The 19,916-nt window shown below is 65.9% G+C and carries 4 protein-coding genes; 2 read left to right on the top strand and 2 right to left on the bottom strand.

Annotation, left to right across the window (positions count from 1 at the left end; genetic code table 11):
- Positions 1 to 56: 56 nt before the first annotated feature.
- Both ACVIGA_RS32820 and ACVIGA_RS32815 read right to left on the bottom strand, forming a co-directional pair.
- Positions 57 to 13,373: a filamentous haemagglutinin family protein gene (locus ACVIGA_RS32820; RefSeq protein ID WP_456669252.1), complete on the bottom strand. Its 13,317-nt coding sequence runs from the start codon at positions 13,371 to 13,373 to the stop codon at positions 57 to 59.
- Between the two features lie 291 nt (positions 13,374 to 13,664).
- Positions 13,665 to 14,171 (bottom strand): hypothetical protein, encoded by a 507-nt coding sequence (locus ACVIGA_RS32815; protein WP_456669251.1) that lies wholly within the window; start codon positions 14,169 to 14,171, stop codon positions 13,665 to 13,667.
- A gap of 405 nt (positions 14,172 to 14,576) precedes the next feature.
- Here ACVIGA_RS32815 and ACVIGA_RS32810 point away from each other — a divergent pair, with 405 nt between their 5' ends.
- Both ACVIGA_RS32810 and gspD read left to right on the top strand, forming a co-directional pair.
- Positions 14,577 to 16,724: a hypothetical protein gene (locus tag ACVIGA_RS32810; protein ID WP_456669250.1), complete on the top strand. Its 2,148-nt coding sequence runs from the start codon at positions 14,577 to 14,579 to the stop codon at positions 16,722 to 16,724.
- A 109-nt stretch (positions 16,725 to 16,833) separates the two neighbouring features.
- Positions 16,834 to 19,893, top strand: coding sequence for a type II secretion system secretin GspD (gene gspD, locus ACVIGA_RS32805; protein WP_456669249.1), 3,060 nt, complete (start codon positions 16,834 to 16,836; stop codon positions 19,891 to 19,893).
- The last annotated feature ends 23 nt before the right edge of the window (positions 19,894 to 19,916 follow it).

Genomic DNA, 19,916 nt, shown 5'->3' with positions numbered 1-19,916 from the left:
AGGACGCATAGTGCGCAATCCGGATCAGCGTAGCCATGGCTCGCACCAACGACAGGCTACTGCCCACCGCCACGGCGACGGCGCTCGTCATCGCTGCTGTTCGGCGTCTGGCTATTGCCACCGCCGCTGCTGCCCGCCGGCGCCGCGTCATCGCCGCCGCTGCCGCCATAGCCCAGCACCTCGACGATCACGATCGAAGGCTGGTCGTTGGGCTTGTTCGGCGCCGGCTGACCGGCCTGCTGGGTCGCAGCGGTCGCGTTGCTGGTGACGGCGGACAGCGTGGTGCTCGGCGTTGGCGTGGAGGCGAGGCCCGTCACCGTGCCGGTGGCCTGCAGGTTGAACGCGTTGAGGACGACCGGCGCGACCAGCGTGATCGCGTTGCCGCGGATGCCCGCCGCGCCGAGGTCGATGGTGCCGCGCGGCGCAACCAAAGTAACGTTGCTCCTGGTCGGATCCTGCCCGGGCAGCGTGACCAGCGCGGCGATGCCGGCGCCGGTGACCAGCCCTTGCGGGTTGATATAGCAGTAGCCGTCGGTGGTGCAGATCTCGCTGAGCGCTGGGCTCGAGACATAGGTCTTCGGTCCCGCGCCGGCGCTGATGTCGCCATTGGCGGTGAACAGGCCGATGTCGCCGCCCTGCTGGGTCATGATGCGACTCTGATTGACCAGGATCGAGTCGTTGGCAAAGGCACGGATGGTGCCACCGCCGAGCGTCAGGATGCCCTCCTGGCTCGGGCTCAAGGTATCGAGCGAGGAGTGGCCGACGGTGATGCCGCCGCCCGGCCCGAGGATGTTGATGTCGCCACCCATCTGGGTCTCGAGCACGGAGGCCGCGACGTTGAACCTGCCGGTCGCGATCTTCGGCGCCGCCTTGCCGTCGATGCCCAGGCTGTTGTCGGTGTAGCCGTAGCCGGCCGGGAAGAGAGTGGCGATCGCTGTGTAGGCCCGTGCATTCTGTCCAAAATAAGGGCTCGACGGATTCTTGAAATCCTTGCCCACCTGGATCAGGAAATCGAGGAAGGCGCGGTTGACGAGAAGCTGCTGCCGGGCCTGCGACAGACCCTGGAAAGTGGCCCAGGCCTGATCGCGCGGCTGGCCAAGCACGGCGGCGATATCGGCGAGGAAGTCGATGCCGCCGGTGCCGGCATGCGCCGGATCGACGTAGTCGGCGATCGCCGCCGCATAGTTGATGCCGGGCTTCACGCCGAACAACAGATCGAGCTCCGCGCCCTTCGACGGCAGATAGGGCTTGAGGGAACTTGTCGGCAGACCGGCGAATGCGCCGCCGACCGCGCTGCCGTTGCCGAGCGTCGCGATACCACGGGTCGACGTATCGGATGCCGAGAACGGACCCAGGTCGTGCCCGGCTTGCAGCACGAAGGTGCCGGGGCCATAGAGAAGATAGGAGCCGCCGACCAAATCGTTGCCGGCAACAATGCTGGTGATGTCGGCCGCGTTGTTGTTCTGGCCGATGAAGGTCAAACTGATATTGGCCTGTGGGGTGCCATTGCTAGTCGTGGAAACGCCACCACCTGGGGCGATTCCCGCGTAAATGTTGTTGCCCGCTTCGATCCGCGCCGGCTTGATCAGCGTCAAACTGGAGCCAAAACCGGCATCAGCGTTGACGGCGAAGATATCCTTGCCGGCTGCGATGACGACGGGCACGGGATCGTTCGCGTGCAATGCCTTGGTCAGGGTCGCCCAAGGCAGCCCGAGCGGGTTGATGGAGTTGCTGGCTAGTGTGGTTTGATCACTGATGGCGATTGAGCCGATGTAACGCGCGATGTTGGGATCAAGATCGGGCATCGCAAGACCTAGTCCGAGGTCAAGGGTTCCGGCCGCAACGAGGCTGACGTTGCCATTGTTGCTTGGCAGTACGTTGCTTACGTCCGTTTTGCTCAGGGTCAGGTTTCCGCTGAGAGCCGCCAAGTCGAACGTGGCGGGAAGCAGCAGCCCGACGATCGAGGCGTTCGCGGTCACTCCGAGCTGGTAGTTGCCGGAGTCGGCGTTGTGCGCAAAAAGCCCGGGGATCGACGCGGGTGAAACAGTCGGGCCTGTCAGATCGCCGGTGAGGCTTGTCAGCGAAATGCCGCTGCCCGGACCGTAGCTGGTGAACATGTTGCTCCATGCGGCGTTGCTTTCGTTCGCCGCGCCAGGCAAGTATCGATCAAATCTCGCCTGCAGCGCGGCGTTGAGCGGCAATGTCGCAGGATCGTAGACGTTGCCGAGCGTCACCGAGCCACGCGCGGCCAGCGTGATGAAGCCGTCCTGCACCGCCAGCAGCAAGGGCAGTGCGTAGGTGCTGGAGACGGAACTCCCGGAGAGCGTAACTCCAAGTGTCGGAAGGCCCTGGTTCAATAGATTGCTGGTGGTGGTCTGGACCGAACCGCCCACGCGGATCAGGCCGGCGCCACGGCCGACCAGGAAGTCGCTGCTCAGGAGGTTGCCGCCGGCGGTCACGCTGAGATTGCCGCCGCCATAATAGGTGACCTTGGGCGGATTGGCCGATGTGAAACCGCCGCCGACGACGAGCGTCTCAGGCAGCGACGCGCCGATGTCGATGATATCGGCGCCCGCCGACAGCGTGATGTTGCCGCCGCCCAGCGCACCAAAACCCTGGAAGAAGGTCGCGTAGTTGACCCAGGCCGCGGTCTGGCACGCAATCGAACCCGCAGCCGCGCAAGCCGCGAACGGCGTCGACGTGCCGTTGGAGAGGCCATAATGGATGTACCAGTCGCTCCACATCTGGCCGGTCGAACCGCCGGTCACGCCGGTCTGGCTGCCATCTGCATCGATCGGCATCTCGATGCCGATGATCGACCCGCCGGCGGTGATGGTGACCGCGCCGCCGCCGGTGGCCCATGCCGGTGCGCTGACGAGCCCGTTCGGATTAACGAAATAAGCCGCAGGTACCGTCGGCGTGTTGAAATCGGCCGGCGTGGCGGCGGCGGCGCCGCCGGTGTAGACCGCGCCCGGAGCCAGCTGGTCGCGCAGTTCGACATTGCCGGCCGCAGCGATCGTGATTGAGCCGGTGCCCGTGCGCACCAGGGTCGGGATGTAGACCGTCTTCGTTCCGAGAGGTGACAGCGTGTTCAGATAGGAGGTGTGGCCGTCGATGGTCAGGCTACCCGTGACCGTCGGCGACTGTGGCGACAACGAAATCACCGCGTTGGGATCGGCCGGCGATGTGTTGGCCGCGGTGAAGGCCGCGCCGGCGACGATGTCGTAGGAGAAGCTGCCCTTCCCACTCACGGCCGCGGACATCAGCTGCGACGCCGATGTTGTGTTGAAGACCGTGCTGATAGTTCCCCCGACTGGATTGTAGACCGCCGGGTTGTTGGCGATCCGGTCGGCGGGAGGAACTGGATCTGTGGACGCCAGGTAGGTGCTCTGCAAGGTGTCGTAGGCCGGCGGCGGCGCCGGTGGCGTCACCGCGATGGCGGCAAGCACGCCGTTTGCGAAGTCTGCTCCGGCCGCAGTCTCCAGGCTTACCGGGAGCACGAAGGTGTTGACGCTCTGCTTGTTGCTGCCGCGCAGATTTGCGGTGATGACATTGTAGAAATAGGCCGTCCACCGTGTGGCGTAATCTCCCGTCAAGGCGACGGCGTTGCCATTCACGAACCTGATTGTGCCGAGACCGGCCGTCAAATTGTAGTATGCCGTCGATGTAGTGGGCGCCGACGGGATCACGACGGTCGACAAGTTCGGCGAAATGCCCCTACTCTGGGCATACCCCACGAAGTCGGCATAGGACAGCACGATCCCGCCGCGCGCCGAAACGCCGGTTGATGGGTTGATCCCGTTGACGTTGACCCCGATCAGCTCGGTCTCGTAGGCGCGGAACATCCGCAAATACTGGGAATAGTACAGATTGTACTGATCGCTCACCGCCGGGTCGCTGGAGGAAATGACGACCGGCTGCGCCAGCTTGAACTGCAGCGCGAGCGCGTTATAGGCGGCATCCGACAGCCCGAAGAATGCGGCGCTGGGCGAAGCCGGAGACGTCGGCAGGCCTGACCACGACCCGTTGGTCTTGACGAGATAATCGGCTATGCCGCTTGAGCTGTATGACAGATTGTTGCCGTCCGGGAACATGCCGAGATAGGCCTGGTAGAGGCTCGAATTGAGTTCGTTCGCATACAGAGAGGCCGCGTCAGTGCCACCGAGATTGTAGTTGACGAAGAAGCCGTCGGTCACCGCCGCGTTGATGTTGACGTTGTTCCTCGCTTGCAGGACCAGCGACCCGGGCTCGCCGCCGGTCGCGGTGCGATACACCAGCGAGACGTGGCCGGATGCGTCGACACCGCCTGCGCCCAGATTCCAGTTGCTGGCGACCGTGATGTTGCCCTTGTTGATGTCGAGGCTCGGATTGATCAGATCGATCTCGGGCCGCACATGCATATTGGCGAAGCTCGCTCCGCCTCCTGCCGGCGTCACGGCGAGGTTCTGCACGAAGCTCGCCAGCGTGCTCTGGTAGAAGCCGACGTGATCGGCATTCGGCGCCGTGACGATGAATATCGTACCGGTCGGCAGTGGCGCCTGCGGCGTCGGCGCCACGATCGTGTTGCCGTTCTGATCGGTCGTGTTGCCGTGCTGATCGGTGCCTGGCAACGGATTGCCGGCGGCGTCGAACCATCCGGCCGGATCGATGATGCCGTCGAAATGCTGCGCGCTGGTCGAGCTGTCGGTGGTGCTCCACACCGCGTAGGGATTGAGCACAACGCCCTTGCCGATCGGATTGCCGCCGCCATCGACCACGCCGATGACGGTGCCGCGGAAATCGACGTTGACGGTATTGTTGGTGAGGATCGGCGCGCGGATGATGACCGAGCCGCCGGAATTGTTGATGTTCGGCCCGCCCGGGCCGCCGCTGACATCGAACATGGCGCCCGCGGCGACGCGGATGGCGCCCGAGGTCGACATGTTCTGGTAGCCATAGGTGGCGTTGACCGCGCCGTTTGCATCGGGCGTGCCGGTGGTGCCCAGCGTGATTGTGCCGCCGGTCTGCACCAGGCTGGCGGCGGCATAGGCCGGATCGGACGCATCGCCTGCGGCGTACGACGCCTTGAGGACTGCGCTGCCGCCGATGCTGACGCCGCCGGTGGTCACGCTGCCCGCGGTGACGCCAGCGCCATAAAGCGAAATCTGGCCGCCGCTCGGCCCGCTCGCATCGATGGTGCCGTTGACGACCACGCTGCCATTATTGGCTACCAGCAGCACCTTGCCGGAATTGAGCGTCTGGCCGGCCTCGATGCGGATGTCGCCGGTGCCGAGCCGCACCGAGAAGCCGCCAGTGAAAGCCGTCAGCGGCAGGCCGGCCGCCCCGCCGACGCTGTTGGCCTGCAGCGTAAAGCTGCCGCCGAGGTCCTTGAACGCCGCGCTGCCGTCGAGCGTTCCGTCGAGTGCGGCGGTGTTCGCAGCCAGGATCGACAGCGATCCTGCAAAGCCGCGGCCTGCCCCGGCAACGCTGACGGTGGCGCCCTGCCCGACGATCACATTGCCGGTCGTCGACGCGAGTTGCACATTGCCGCCCGGCGCGTCCTGGACCACGTCGAGGATCGTGATGCGCGAGCCGGACGCATCGATGAGAGCGCCGCTACCCAACACAACGTCGCCCGCGGTCGCGGTCAGGCTGACCTTGCCGGACAGCGCCTGGATCGTCGCGCTGTCCGTGATCGACCCGCCCGCGACAGCGAGAACGCCGCCGATATTGCTGGCGACACTGGCGGGCTTGGTGCCCGCGGCGGTGACGAGGCTGATATTGCCCAGCGTGCTCAGCGATTGCGTCGCGCCACTATTGACGACGATTGCCGGCGCGGACAGCACCATGTTCGCGGCCGCAGCGCCGCCGCCCGCAAACGTCAGCGTCGGCAGGCTCGAATAGCCGGTACCGGCATTGGTCAGCGTCACACCGGTGACGGCGCCGCCGGACACGGTGGCTGTCGCGGTCGTGCCGGATCCGCTGATCTTGATGGTCGGGGTGCTCAGGTAACCGTCACCCGGATTGGTCAGATTGATTCCCGTCACGTTGACGACGGCCTGCGCCGTCGTGGCCACGCCTCCCCCGCCGTTCGCGAAGGAGAAGGTGGGCATGCTGGTATAGCCGGAGCCCGGATTGGTGACGGTCACGCCGACCACGCCCAGCGACGCGGTCAACTGGGCACCGCCGTCCCCGGTGGCGCTATCGACGGAGATGGAGTCGACAAAGCCGGGGAAGCCGGAGCCGGCCGCGGTGAGCTTGACGCCGGTGACCGCGCCATTGGCATCGACGATGGCCGTACCGGTCGCCGTGACGGGGTTGCCATTATTGTCGGTCCCGAACACCGTGACCGGATCGCCATTGCTGTAGCCCGAACCGCCGCTGACGACGGCAAAACTGACCACGCCAAGCAACGCGGTGGCTTGGGCGCCGGATCCGCCGCCGCCCGAGACGGTCACGTCCGGAACGCTGGTATAGCCGGTGCCGGGGTTCGCGATCGTTACTCCGCCGATATTGAACGTCAGCGTAGCAGCCGCAACCGATCCTGTATCGAGCGTGCCATTGCCGCTGAATGCGATCGCCCTGCCGGCGTTGAAATAGATCTGGCTGAAGCCGCCGAGGTGCTTGGCGCCGACGTCCTCGGTGATGACTTGCGAAGCATTGAGCGTGAGTGTACCGCCGGCGCCGGTGATGCCCGTGCCGGTCGCGCCACTGGTGTTGGCGAGATCGATGTTGGTGGCATTGACGGTGGTGCTGCCACCCTTGCTGTAAAGCCCGGCGCTGTCGAAGGTCAGCGTGCCGATCGGATGCACGGCGTCGCCGATCTGCAACCCGTTGGCGTCGTACAGATTGATCACGGTCGCGCTCCGCAGCCGGACCGAGACCGCATCGTTGAAATTCGCCAGCACCGCAGGATTCAGCACGATGCCGGTGCTGCCGCCGCCGATATTGATGACCGATCCGGCGATGTCGTAGTTCCTGGCGTTCAGGATGGCGTCGGAGGCGAGCGTGCCGCTGCCGCTGGTGTCGAGCGTCAGCGCATTGCCGCCGTCGATGACCGCGCCGGCGCCGACCGAGAAGGCACCGAGCGGTGTCTGGCTGCTCGGCGGCGGACCCTTACCCGCATATTGCCCGGGGACATAGATCCGGCTGACCTTCACCGTGTCGCCATTCGAGACACGCAGCAGCGCGCCGTCGCCGCTGGCGAAGACATAGCTGCCGTCGGACTGTTGGACTGGCAGCGCGCCGATCGTGATGTCACGGTCGGTGCCGCCCGGCACGGCGCCGATTGCCCTGATGACGCTGCCGTCACCGATGACAAGACCTCTGCCGGTAACAAGATTTCCGTCACCGGCAAGCGAGACAAGAAGCAGCTCGGGCCCGGTCAGCGGATGCGCCGCGTCGGTCAGGACCTCGAGATTGAGCGCGCTGGCGGTGATGTTCTGGACGCCGTTGACGACTTGAGCGGTGCCGCCGATCAGCACCGAGGACGCCCCGAGGCGGCTGATCTGATCGGCATCGAGCACGAGGTAGTTGACCGAACCGGTGCAATCCGGCGCGCTTCCGGCAAGGCAATCGCCCGCCGGCACTGCCCGGTCGGCGGCCCGGATCAGGATGTTGCTGCCGCCGATCTGCACCTGTCCGCCGCCGCCGACGAGGCCGGGCGCGAGATCGCTGGTGCCCGGCGCGAAGCGATTGGTGCCGGCAAGGTCGAGCGAATTGATGGCGCCGAGCACCAGCACACCGCCGTCGATCGGCAGCGGCGGCGGTGCCTTGCCCGCAGCAAGCGCCTGGTTGCGGAAGAAGGTGGTGCCCGAGGTGATGTCGATACGGGAATATCGCGACCACACCGCTTGCGACTGCAGCTGGAAGGCGGCCGATTGCGACGAGCGCGCGCCGGTCAACGTATTTCCGAGCGTGCCGGTGACATATTGCGAGCCGTCGGAGCTCGAAGTACTCGCGACCGCATTCGGATTGACGTTGCTCGCAACCTGCACAACGCGGTAGGCGCCGGGCAGCGTGGCGTACATTCCCGGCAGCAGCGTGTAGGTGCCGGCGGGAATGCCGCTGCCGGCACCGATGGTCACCGACTGGCCCGGTGCGATCCCGTTCGCGAACGGCTGCCTGGCAGCGGCTGCGGCCGTGGCGTTGGCACCGGCCGGAATCACGAGGCCGGAATAATATGGAGCGAAGGCAAGATTGGAATCGTAGGCGGCAACAGTCGCCGAATAGGTCGGGACCAGGGCGTAGACCTGGCGACCGTCAGCGTAGGTCGATGTGATGCTGCCGTTGGCGAGGTTCTGCTGATAGGTCGCGAGCACGTTGCGGCTGCCGCCGGTGCCTGCGACAAACTCGGTCGCATAGACATCACCACCGCCGTTGAGATCGAGAACGGCGCCGGATTGGGTCGCCACATCGGTGCCGAACAGGCTGATCGATTTGCTGGGTGGCGCGGCGAGCACCGGCGGCACGATGGCTGTGCTGATGTTATTGCCCTCGTACCAGGTGGTGCCATCGATGGTGTAGCCGTCGGGGATCACAAGGCCCGCCGCCGAGACCGAGGTCAGGCTGCCCGCGGTCAACTTCACGCTCCCCGTCGACGCTAATGCCTGTTGGGTAAAGTCGACGCCAGTCGCGTTCTTGATCGCGCGGCCTATCTGAGTCGGGAGGTCGCTGGCCGTCCGCAAGCCCAGGATGATGTTGCCAAGCGGCGCCCAGAGCGTGCCGCCCTGCACGATAGTCTGCGCGCTCACCACGATGCTTCCGCCGGCCGAGAGCGGTGCCGTCGGCACACCATTCTGTGCGATGGTGACGGTGCTGGCGGAAGCCAACGTGCCGGTCGACATCAACAGGAAAGCGGTGTTGCTGACCGGATAGATTTCGGCCGCACGCAGCGTCAGATTGCCCGGAACGACCAGCGCGCCGCCAAAGATCGTCTCTCCTGCGCCTGGACCGCCGTCGACAAAGCCATAGTAGTTCGGCAGCAACCGGATGGCGCCGGCACTTGTGAGGTTCGCGTTGCCGACATTGTCGAGCCCAATGCCGCGCTCGAGGTCGATCCATTGCGCAGTCACGTTCAATACGCCGGCGCCGGCGGCCGGCACGATCGATCCGAGGGCGCCGGTGCCACCGACCACACGGACATAGCCGGCGTTCAGATTGACGACGGACGCATCCGCAATCGCAAAATGCCCGTTGCGCGCATAAAGGGTCAGCGCGCCGGGGATCGTGACATTGAGCGAGCCGTCGAACGCAATAGTTCGACCATTGAGCGTCACCGAATCGAAGCCGCTGTTGCTCAGCGTATCGGCCCCGATGAATGCGCCCGGTGTCGCCGTCGCGCCCGAAGCCGGCAGGTTCGTTGCGACCACGCCGGGCTGCTCCACGACGATGCTATCCGGCGTCGGCGGGGCTCCAACCGCATTGTTGTTGATAACGCCGATGGTCAGGCTGCCGCCGGTCGCAAGCGGCGCGCCGCCGGACGCATCGACGGTACCGGCAAAATAGACGGTCGTGCCGGACAGCTGCAGGCTGCCGCCGTTGCTCCAGGCCGCTTGCCCGACGAAACGCGGCACCAGACCACCCTGCGGCAGCTGGATCAGGTTGCTTTCCGCGGTCACGGCCGCGCCCTGCAGGTTGAACTGTGCGCCCGCCTCCGCCACCACGGTGGTGGCCAACAGCGAGATGATGCCGCCATCACGCACCGTGCCGGTGGAATAGGTTTTCACCTGCGGATTGGGCACGAACACGCCGCTCACATCGAGCGTGGCGGTGGCGCCGACGCGCACCTCCTGGCCCGTTGCGGTAATGGTTCCTGCGGGCGCAACGATGCTGCCGAGAATATCGGCCGTTGCAATCGGATTCAGTGTGACCGTGGCCAGCGGATCGGTGACGACGGCAGCGCCGCGATCAATCAGGACATTCGTCCCGCCCAGCGACAGGCTGACCGGCTTGCGCAGGCCGTCCGGCAGCAGTCCCAACGATGCGAAGTCGCGCACGCGGGCCCCGGTCGGAATCCGCGCCTCGCGGCCCGAGAGCAGTGCGGTCGGCTGTTGCTGCAACAATAGTTGCGTGCCGGCGGTGATCGTGGTGCCGCCATAGGCGTCGGTCAAAGTATATTGAGAGAAGCCGCCACTGGTGAAGAACGACGGCGGCAGAACGAGCTGACCGGCTTTCGCGTCCGATACGGCGAAACCCGTGACCGGAGATCCGGTGTAATTCGCGACGGCGCTGGCTGTCGCACTCGAAGCATACGACTTCACCTCTGCAGTCCCGCCATCGACCACGATGGTTGAGGCCTTCAGCGCAAGCGTCCCTCCGCCATCGAAGCCGCCCGCGTAGATCGCACCACCCAGTAGCACGCTGGCCTGATCCGGATGGTTGACGGTGCCGTCGGGATTGGTGCCGTGAGGGGGAACATTGAAACCGTTGTTGCCGCCATTGTTAGGATCGACGATTTTCCCACCGAAGTCGCCGAAATAGGTGACAATCGTCAGGCTGCCGCCCTTGCCGACCGGCAGACCATCCGAGCCGATCTTGATCTTTCCGGTGCTGTCGACATAACCACCGCCGGACAGATCGATTACGCTACCAGGCGATAGCACAATGCTTTGAGTGACGTCGGTGAAGATGCCATCGGTCTGGGACGGTCCATTGCTGGCGGCGATGGTCATGATGCTCACGCTTCCGCCGTTGACGTAGGCGCGCCCCTCGAGCTGATCCTCCGACAGACCGGTGTCGTTGACCCAGCGCCCGCGCACGTCGAGCACCGCATGCGGCCCGATGACCACCGCGGGTGTCGACGGCACCTGCGGCAGTTGGCTGGCATACATGAAGCCGGTGAGGCTGATCTGGCCGGCGGGCGCGCTGAGCGTACCGTCAATAGTGGCAACCCCGTCCAGCGTGATGCTGCCGCCGGGCCGGACCGACAGAACGGCGTTCGTCGCCATGTCGAGCCGGCGCGCACCTTTGATCGAGATCGCGCCGAGTGACGCATTGGACAGCACATCGGTGAAAATCGGAAATACGCCGTTGGCGAGCGCCGGCGACCAGTTGGATGCGTTGGCGAAATTCAAGCCGTTCAGGCCGTACGGGTCCGATCCAGCATCGGCCTGTGGAGTGAGCACCGCATGTTGCGTGGCGTCGCTCTGCGGCGGAACAGCAAACGTAATGTTCAGCGACGCGCCCTTCGGCATCTGGTCGGCCAGCGAGAGATTCGACGAACCCGCCAGCGCGCGCTGGCGGCTGCCCGCCACCACATTGCCGATGATGTCATTGACGATCGGATTGATGGCCGCGACGGTGACCGAGCCGGCATTGGCGCCGGTGATGTAGCTCGCCTCATAGTGCGTGTTGCTGCCGCCGCCCCAAGGGCTGAGGTAGATTTCGGTCAGCTTCGTATCGACGACGCCGTTGACCTTGTGCAGCACCGTGAAGCCGCTGCCGACGCCGACATAGGCGATGGTGGGATCGGCACGGCCGATGTCGTAGATGCGCCCGTCGGCACCGAGCAGGCGGGTGGTGCTGATCAGGCCGCTGGTGTACTGCACATAGCCCGCCGATACGTTGATGCTCGCGCCCGGCTGCTGCACGACGTTCTTTCCCGACGTCGTGAAATTGCCGCCGACGGTGAGGATCTGGTCGATGCTCTGCGGGATCAGGCCGACATAGCCGGCCGCGTTGAGCAGCGGCGAGCCGACCCACTGCACGCCATCGGCGCGTGTGCCGCTGAGCCGCGCGTCGATGGTCACGGTCTTGCCGATCAGGGCCTGGGCGAGCGGGCTGTCAGCCACCTCGGCCGCGGTGACGAGGATGCTGATCTGGTTCATCGACATCGGCAGCGTCACGCCGGCGATGCCGGAGAGATCGATGGTGCTGCCCTTCTCGAGCAGGACCGTGCCGATAACACTGTCGGCGCCGATCGTCAGGGCGGCACCCGGCGCCTTGATCAGGGCTCCGGCACCGCCCGCGCCGCTGCCCTGCACGTCGACACTGCCCACCGCCGTGATGTTGATCTGCGGCTGCAGGACCGTCTGGAAGTACGGCGCGTTGCTGGCGCCGTTCGCCGACGTCGGTGTATTGAGCGTCGCGGTCGGCAGGGTTCCGCTGGTCTCGTCCGGCAGGATCGACGTGAAGCTTGCTGCCCCCAGGACGATATTGCCGTTCGCGCCGGCCGCGCAGCCGCCCTGCACGCAGGTCGTGCTCAGGCCGATTGAGCCTGTGCGCGTCGTGGTGGTGGTGGCGACAATGCCACCGAGCTGATTGATCGATCCGCCCGCCAGCGTGACCGCGCCGGAACTGGACGAAAGGAAGCCGGAAGCTTCGCTGGTGACCAAGCCGCCGCCAGCAAGGACCCGCATTGCCGTCTGGACGCCGACCGCTGTCGACAGCGGCGTAGCGAGCGTGACGGAGCTGTCGGAGGCCAAGATGATCTGGCCATTCCTGGTGGTGATCGCACCGGCGTTGCTGACGCCGCCATCCGCGAGCAGCGCCACATAACCGCCATCGCCACTCGCGCTCAGCTTGCCCGTGGTATCAATGATCGCGCCAGGCTGGACCACGACCTTTCCACCGCTACCCTGGTTGAAGATCGCGGCTCCCGATGCATTTGTTACGGTAACACTCGGGTTGGTCGGAACATCGCTGAGCAGCGAGAACAGCCCACTTTGCAGATAACCCTGATAGTTGCTGCCGCTCAGCTTGGACGGCAGGTCCAGCGTCGATGCGATCAGGGTGTGGACGTTGATCTGGCTGGTGCCGCCGAAGATGATGCCGTTCTGGTTGATCACGTAGACTGCGCCGTCAGCCCTGATCGATCCCAGGATCTGGCTCGGCACGCCGGTCGATGCAATCTTGTTCAACGCTGCCCAGTTGGCGTTGCCCTGCTGGTTGAAATTGACTGTGGTGTCCCTGCCGACGTTGAACGTCTGCCAGTTCAACACCGCCTGGGCCTGGGTCTGGTTGATATTGACCGTGGTCTGGCCGCCGCTGTTGGTCTGCGTCGGCGTGTTGGCGCCGACCCAGGTGGTGACGGGATTGGCGACGCCGGACGCGGCGAGGCCGCTGTTCGGCACCAGACCGCCTGCATTGAGACCGTTGGCCACCGTACTCGGCGCGCTCGCCGCAAGGCCGCGCGCGGCGCTCTGGGCCGCCTGCAATGCCTGGATCGCCTGCGCGGCGCGTGTCATCGACGCTTGCGTGTTCTGTGCGGCCTGCTGCGCCTGCTGGGCGGCTGCCTGCGCCGCGCTGACCGCGGCCTGCGTGGCCGCGGTGCTGACGCCACCCCACGTGCCGAACGGTCGCGCCGCCGCGGGCGAGCCCATTGCGATCGCGATCGAACTTGCGCCTGCGAGCAACAGGCCACGGCGCGAGATCGAGCGAGGAAGCGAATGCATGCGGGCCTTCCAATGCAGCAGGCGATGCGAACGATCGTGACGCAACGCGGCACCGGCCAGCCTGCAACCAGTTGGCCCGATGCCGACAAACTCGATGAAAGGCACGCAACCCTACCGGCGCAGCCGCCCCCAAGCGGACACGCCCGACAGTTCGGGACGCCTCTCCTGTTTCTAAGACAGTTTGAAACGGGCTAACGCGAAGCGATTTCGCAAAAAAGTTTTAACCCTGCGCTGGAACTCAACCTCGGCGAGAACCGGCCAATTCGCCTGCTCGCGAAAAGCAGCGGCGCGTCAATTGGTTGGCGCTGCGGCCTTGGTCTGCCGGATTGGCCGCTCGGCGGGCTTCGGGGGCTTCGCCGCACCGGTGAACAGGGCGAAATCCACCGAGCGCTCCCCCTGTTTGAGCACGAGCCGACGCGGCTCGATCCGCTCGACTTTCCAGCCGCTCACGTCGTCCCCCGTGCGGACGCGCAGCACCTTTTCGCCTTTGCTCGAGGCCCGGATCGCAGCGTGGCCGTCGCCGTTCTCGCTGACGATGCCGAGCACCACCACGCTCGGCGGCGGCGGTGGCGGTGGCGGCGGTTCCTGCCGGGCCACCGACACGACCGGCTTGGCCGGCGGCCGCCGCGCGGGCGAGAACAGCGGCTTGTCCCTGGTCGCACTCAACTGTTGCAGCGGCTGGAGCTCCACCGGATTGTCGACGATGACCTCGCCAGCCGCCGGAACTTCTGCAGCGCGAGCAAACATCGCGCAAAGACAAAGCACAGCGACCATCAACGATTGCAATGCGATCGACATCTGCCGGCCGTCCATTTGTCTGCGCGTGCTTGTGGGCGGGTACTTGCGTGCGGATATTTGCGTGTATGTATTTGCGTGCTTGTACCTGTCTGAGTGCATCAGCGTCGATGGATCGTCATCAGCGCGTGCGACAATCAACCTGCGCCAGCAGCGCGCGTGTTGCAAGCTTTCTCGTTGCACGCGGCGCAAGGTGTCGCGCGTCGCAGCGTGTATGCGTCAAATCCGTGAACGTGAATCACAGCCGGGCATTGTCGCCATGCGCGTGGCGCGAGAGCTGGTGTAACGACGGCGTCATCCAGGCCGCACACACTCCAGGCGTGCAGCAGGCGGCATCCAGCCGATGCGGCGGCTTCCATCGACACCAAGATCGTCGAGACGAAACACCGGTATCAAAGACGTAGCGTCATGCGTTCGAGTCGCATCCGTGCCGGCCTCATGCCGCTGCTGCTCGGCGCCCTGTTCCTGGCGCTGGATTGCATTGTGACGTGCAGCACCGGGGCCGGACAGGCGCTCGCGGCGTGCGAGCTTCGCTCGCGCGGCGGTGCGATCAAGCGCGTCGTGCAGATCGAGCTCGACAACGTTCACCTGCGCCGCGACAGCCCGAACGTGCCGTCGGACCTCGAGCAGATGCCGCATCTGCGCGATTTCCTCACGCGCGGCGGCATCATCGGGAGCAATCACCAGACCTCGCCGCTGGCCCAGACGGCCACGGACGCGCTCACGATCCTGACCGGTCTGCATGGCGACCGCATGGGCGTTCCGATCGGCGACAGCAGCACTGCGTTCCGCAGCGACGGCAGCGTTGGCTATGCCAGCGCCTTCGCCTACTGGACCGCGAACAGTAGCGACGGCAAGCCACTGATGCTGGCCGACACCGGCAAGACCGTGCCCGCGCCGTGGGTGCCGTTCACATCAGCCGGCTGTGACGTCGGCGCGTTCGCAATGACAGGTCTGACGCTGCAGGAGATCGGCTCCGAGGTCGCGGCCACGCTCGGCGCCTCCGAAGCGCGCGCTGCTGCCGGCGATCCGCTCAAGGCGCGCGCCGATCTGCTCGGCATCGCCATCCATTGCGCGCGCGGCAGTACGTTGTGCAGCAACGCCAATGCGCGTCCCGATCTGTTGCCCGACGAACCGGGTAGCTACGCCGGCTTCAGCGCGCTGTTCGGCAACCGCAATGTACAGCCGGTGATCTCGCCGGACGGCCCGGTCAGGGATCTCGGCGGCGATATCATCGACGACGACACAGGCCACCCGGGCTTTCCCGGTGCGTCGGAGACAACGGCCGCCCAATCGCTCGGTTATGCCGCGGCGATGCTGGAGGCCGGCGTCCCGGTGGTCTATGTCGGAATCGGCAATGCGCACAGACGGGCCGCCGCGCGCCGGCGCGCCTTCGGCCCCGGCGAACGCGACCATGTCGCAAGGCTCGCCGCTGACGATGCGGCCTTCAAGGCCTTTATCGACCGGCTCGCGGCAAGCGGGATCACGACGCGCAACACGCTGTTCGTCGTCGCGCCTACAGGCAACGACCGCTTTGTCGGCGGACCACCCAGCCCGCCGGCGTGCGATGGCGTTGCGGTACCGTGCAGCTACGGGCCGATCGGCGCGATCGGCATCGCCATCGATCGGCTGCTCGCGACCGAATGGCGCAACGTCACGGCATTCGATGTTCAAGCCGGCAACACGCCGCCGTTCTACATCCGCGGCAATCCGCTATCCACCGATCCGCTGACGCGCACGCTTGCGCAGGATGTCGGCAAGCTTGGCGTCGTCAACCCGATCACCGGCAAAAGCGATCGCCTGACATCGATGGTCGCGGACCGGGCCCAGATGCAGCTCATGCACATGGTCACGGCAAGCCCCGCGCGCACGCCGCATGTCCTGATGTTCGCCGATCCCGATTACGTCATTCGGACAGCCACCAGCCGTGCCGACTGCGCGCGGCCCCCGGCCTGCATTGCGGTCGATCCCGACACGGCGTGGGTACGCGGCGACATCGCGCAAATTCTCGGCGGCAGCTGGTTCGGCATGGCTGGACCGGGCGTCGCTCACCGCGGCGAGACACCGGACATCCTCTCGCACCACGCGGACCTGCGGCCCACCGTGCTGGCGTTGCTGGGCCTGACCGACCGCTACATCCACGACGGCGTGGTGCTTGTCGATGCGCTCGAAGCGAACGCACTGCCGGCCGAGCTCGCGAACGATCGAGAGACGTACAGGGATCTGGCGCGCGCCGCCAAGACGATCAACGATCCGCTCGGTCAACTCGGGCGCAACGGCCTTGCGCTTGCGACCCAGGCCATCAGGGGCGGCGACGGCGGCTATCAGCGCTATCTCGACACGATCGGCGCGATCACCACGAGACGTGGCGCCCTGACACGCGAGATCAACGCGCAACTCGATGGCGCGGCCTTCGGGCATCGGCCGATCAGTCCGTCTTACGCCCGCGTACTGATCGGTCGCGCCGAGGCTCTGATCAACGAGGTCGAGGATCTCGCCGGCAGCAGCCTCGCCCCTGCAGATCGTCCCTGGAAGGCAGCAAGCGATGCGCATTGACAACCGAACTGCCGGTAACACCGCGGCATCCCCGCGAGGCGGACAAGAGGAACCAGTCGAGCGACGTCTGCAACCGTTCTGCCCCCGGCGCATGGCGTCGGTCGGCGCAGTGACCTGCACGTGGCTTGCGTTCGCCGGCCTGCTCGGCGGTTGCATGATGGACAAGGCCATCGACTTGCCTGGCCGCGACCAGGTGACCGACCCGATCCGCGATGCCGATCTGCGGGCGCGCTGGAACGGCCCGGTCGGCGAGACCTCCGCCGCAACGCCATCCGCGCGCACGCAGCCGATGGTGTTTCCCGGCGCCGATCAGGATCTCGCGCCGGAGCCTACGCCTACGCAACGAGAGGCCGCCACAAATGCGACGACCCGCCTGGCGAATGCCGTCGACAGCGACGTCGTTACCGATGGCGGTGGCATCGAGCTGAACTTCGACAATGCCGATATTCCGACGGTGGTGAAATCCGTGATCGGCGACACCCTCGGAATGAACTACGTCGTCGACCCGCGGGTGCAGGGCGTGATCACGCTGGCCTCCGCGCAGCGGATTCCGCGCAAGGACGTGTTGCCGATCTTCGAGAGCGTGCTGCGCATGTCGAATGCGGCGCTGCTGCGCGAAGACAATCTGATCCGCATCGTGCCGCTGCCGGAGGCAGCCGGCGCCGGCGTTTCGGTGGTCGGCGCGGGACAGCCCGGCTACGGCGTCTCGATCGTACCATTGCGCTTTGTCTCTGCCGCCGCGATCGGCAAGACGGCGGAAAGTTTCCTGTCGCGACCCGGCGCCGTGCGCGTCGATCAGGCCCGCAACGTGCTGTTGATCCAGGGCACTGCCTCTGAGCGCCAGGCGGCGCTCGGCGTCATCGGCACGCTCGATGTGGAGTGGCTGCGCAATCAGTCGGTCGGGCTCTATCCGCTGAAGTCGACCGCGCCCGAGACCATGATCCGCGAGCTCGAGAAAGTCTTCGACACCGCCGAGGGCGGACAGGGACAGGGCGTGATCAAGTTTCAGCCGGTGTCGCGCATGAACGCGGTGCTGGCGGTGAGCAAGAACAGCAAGGTGCTGGAACGCGCCACCCAATGGGTGCGGCGGCTGGACCGCTCCGATCCCACCGGCACCACGGTGCGGGTCTACAGCCTGCGCTTCGGCAATGCGCGCAGCATTGCCCGCATCCTCAACGAGATGTTCGTCGGCCGCGGCTCGCAATCGGCCGGTGACAGCCAGACCAGTCCGACCGCACCCGGTCAGAGCGGAACGACATCGCGGATCGACTCGCTCGGTGCCGGCACGCTCAGCAACAGCAACAATCCGACGACGGCCACCCAGGGCGGCACCGACAATTCCGGCACCACCAATCGCAGCGGCACGGCCCAGGTCGGCTTCACCGACCGCAAGGACGACGACCAGGAGGTTGCGGGACCCGGCGGCGGCGGGACCGGACTGGGCTCCCTTCCGCGCGGCATATTTCAGAACGTTCGCGTCACCGCCGACAAATCGACCAACGCGATCATGGTCTATTCCAACCAGGAGGATTATCTCGTGATCGAGCGGGCGATCGAGTCGCTCGATCGGCCGCGACTGCAAGTCGCCGTCGATGCCATGGTCGCCGAGGTCACGCTCACCGACCAGCTGCAGTATGGCGTGCAGGCCTATCTGACCAGCGCCAACGCTGGCGCCGGTCCAGACAAGGGATCGGTGGGCCTGTTCGGCGCCGCGCAATCGGCCGCCCAGACCGCCCTGCTCGCGCGGGTGCTGCCCGGATTCAACCTGCTGCTCGGTGCCGAAGCCAATCCCAAGCTGGTCCTCAACGCGCTGTCCACCCTGACCACCGTCAAGGTGCTGTCGGCTCCGTCGCTCGTGGTCTCCGACAACGAGCCGGCGATCCTCGAGGTCGGCGATCAGGTGCCGATCTCGACCGGCAGCACTGTCACCGGCCTCAATGTGGTCAGCAGCATCAGCCGGCAGAACACCGGCATCATCCTGAAGGTGCTGCCGCATGTGCATCCGAACGGATCGATCGAACTCGAGATCGAGCAGGAGGTCTCCAACGTCGTCAATCCGGGCGGCGCGAGTGCCCAGAACCTGACGCCCACCATCTCGCAGCGGCGGATCCATTCGACGGTCGGCACCAGCAGCGGCCAGACCGTGCTGCTCGGCGGTCTCATCAAGGAGGACGACGAGCGTTCGGTGGCCGGACTGCCCGGCCTCAACCAGATCAAATATCTCGGCGACCTGCTCAGCCAGAAGAGCGACACCAAGCTCCGCTCCGAGATCATCGTGTTCGTCAACGACGAAGCTGGTGCGCAACGGCCACGACGCCCAGGTGATTGCCGAGGAATTCCGCGAGCGTCTCGACAGCATGCGACGCGCACCTTCGAGCTTCGATGCGCCGGGCGCGGCACCGCGGCCTGTCGCGCGCAAATGAGACCGAGGCCGGCGATGGCGATGGTGTCGTCCGTGCTGAGGGTGCTGGGAGCGGCCATCTTCAGCACGGCCGCGACCGCCGCCGAGCTGAGCAGCGTGACTCTCAAGGGCGACGTCACCGTCATCGCGCTCAGCGGCGACGTCGCCCAAGGCGACACCGAAACCGCGGAAGCGCTGATCAAGGTCGCCAATGACGGCAACCGCCTGATCTCGGCGGTACGGCTCGATTCACCGGGCGGCAGCCTCGCCGAGGCGGTCAAGCTCGCCGGCCTGATCCGCAGGGCGAAGCTGCCGACGATTGTCGCGGCCGGATCGCGCTGCGCATCGGCCTGCTTCATCGTGTTCGCGGCGGGAAACGAAAAATTCGCAAGCTACGAGGCCGCGATCGGCGTCCACGGCGTGTCCGACAAATTCGGTCACGAGACTGCGCAAACCGAAGAGGCGACCATTGCCATGGCACGGATCGCAAGCGGGTTCGGCGTGCCGCCACGCATCATCGGGCAGATGCTGGCGACGCACGCCCACGAGATCGCGTGGCTGACACCCGACGATCTGCGCGCAATGGGCGCCATCATGACCGATCGGCCGGGACGTCCCGCCCCGCCGCCAATATCGCCTGACGATCGTTGGCTTGCCGGGCTCGATCATCAACCGGAAGATGGAACGACGAGATCGCAAGGGGCCGATCTGCGCTCGCGTGAGGCCAGCAAGCCCGGCCAGCACATATCGCCATGGCAGAAGAAGTAAGGCTGAAGCGCTCACCCGCGATC

This window comes from Bradyrhizobium sp. USDA 3240, assembly GCF_054063295.1.
The sequence above is the reverse complement of the archived record's forward strand: the minus strand, read 5'-3'. Positions and strand labels throughout refer to the sequence as shown.

Coding starts and splice junctions, on each gene's coding strand:
- ACVIGA_RS32820 (WP_456669252.1), bottom strand. CDS start 13,373: ATGCATTCGCTTCCTCGCTCGATCTCGCGCCGTGGCCTGTTGCTCGCA.
- ACVIGA_RS32815 (WP_456669251.1), bottom strand. CDS start 14,171: ATGTCGATCGCATTGCAATCGTTGATGGTCGCTGTGCTTTGTCTTTGC.
- ACVIGA_RS32810 (WP_456669250.1), top strand. CDS start 14,577: ATGCGTTCGAGTCGCATCCGTGCCGGCCTCATGCCGCTGCTGCTCGGC.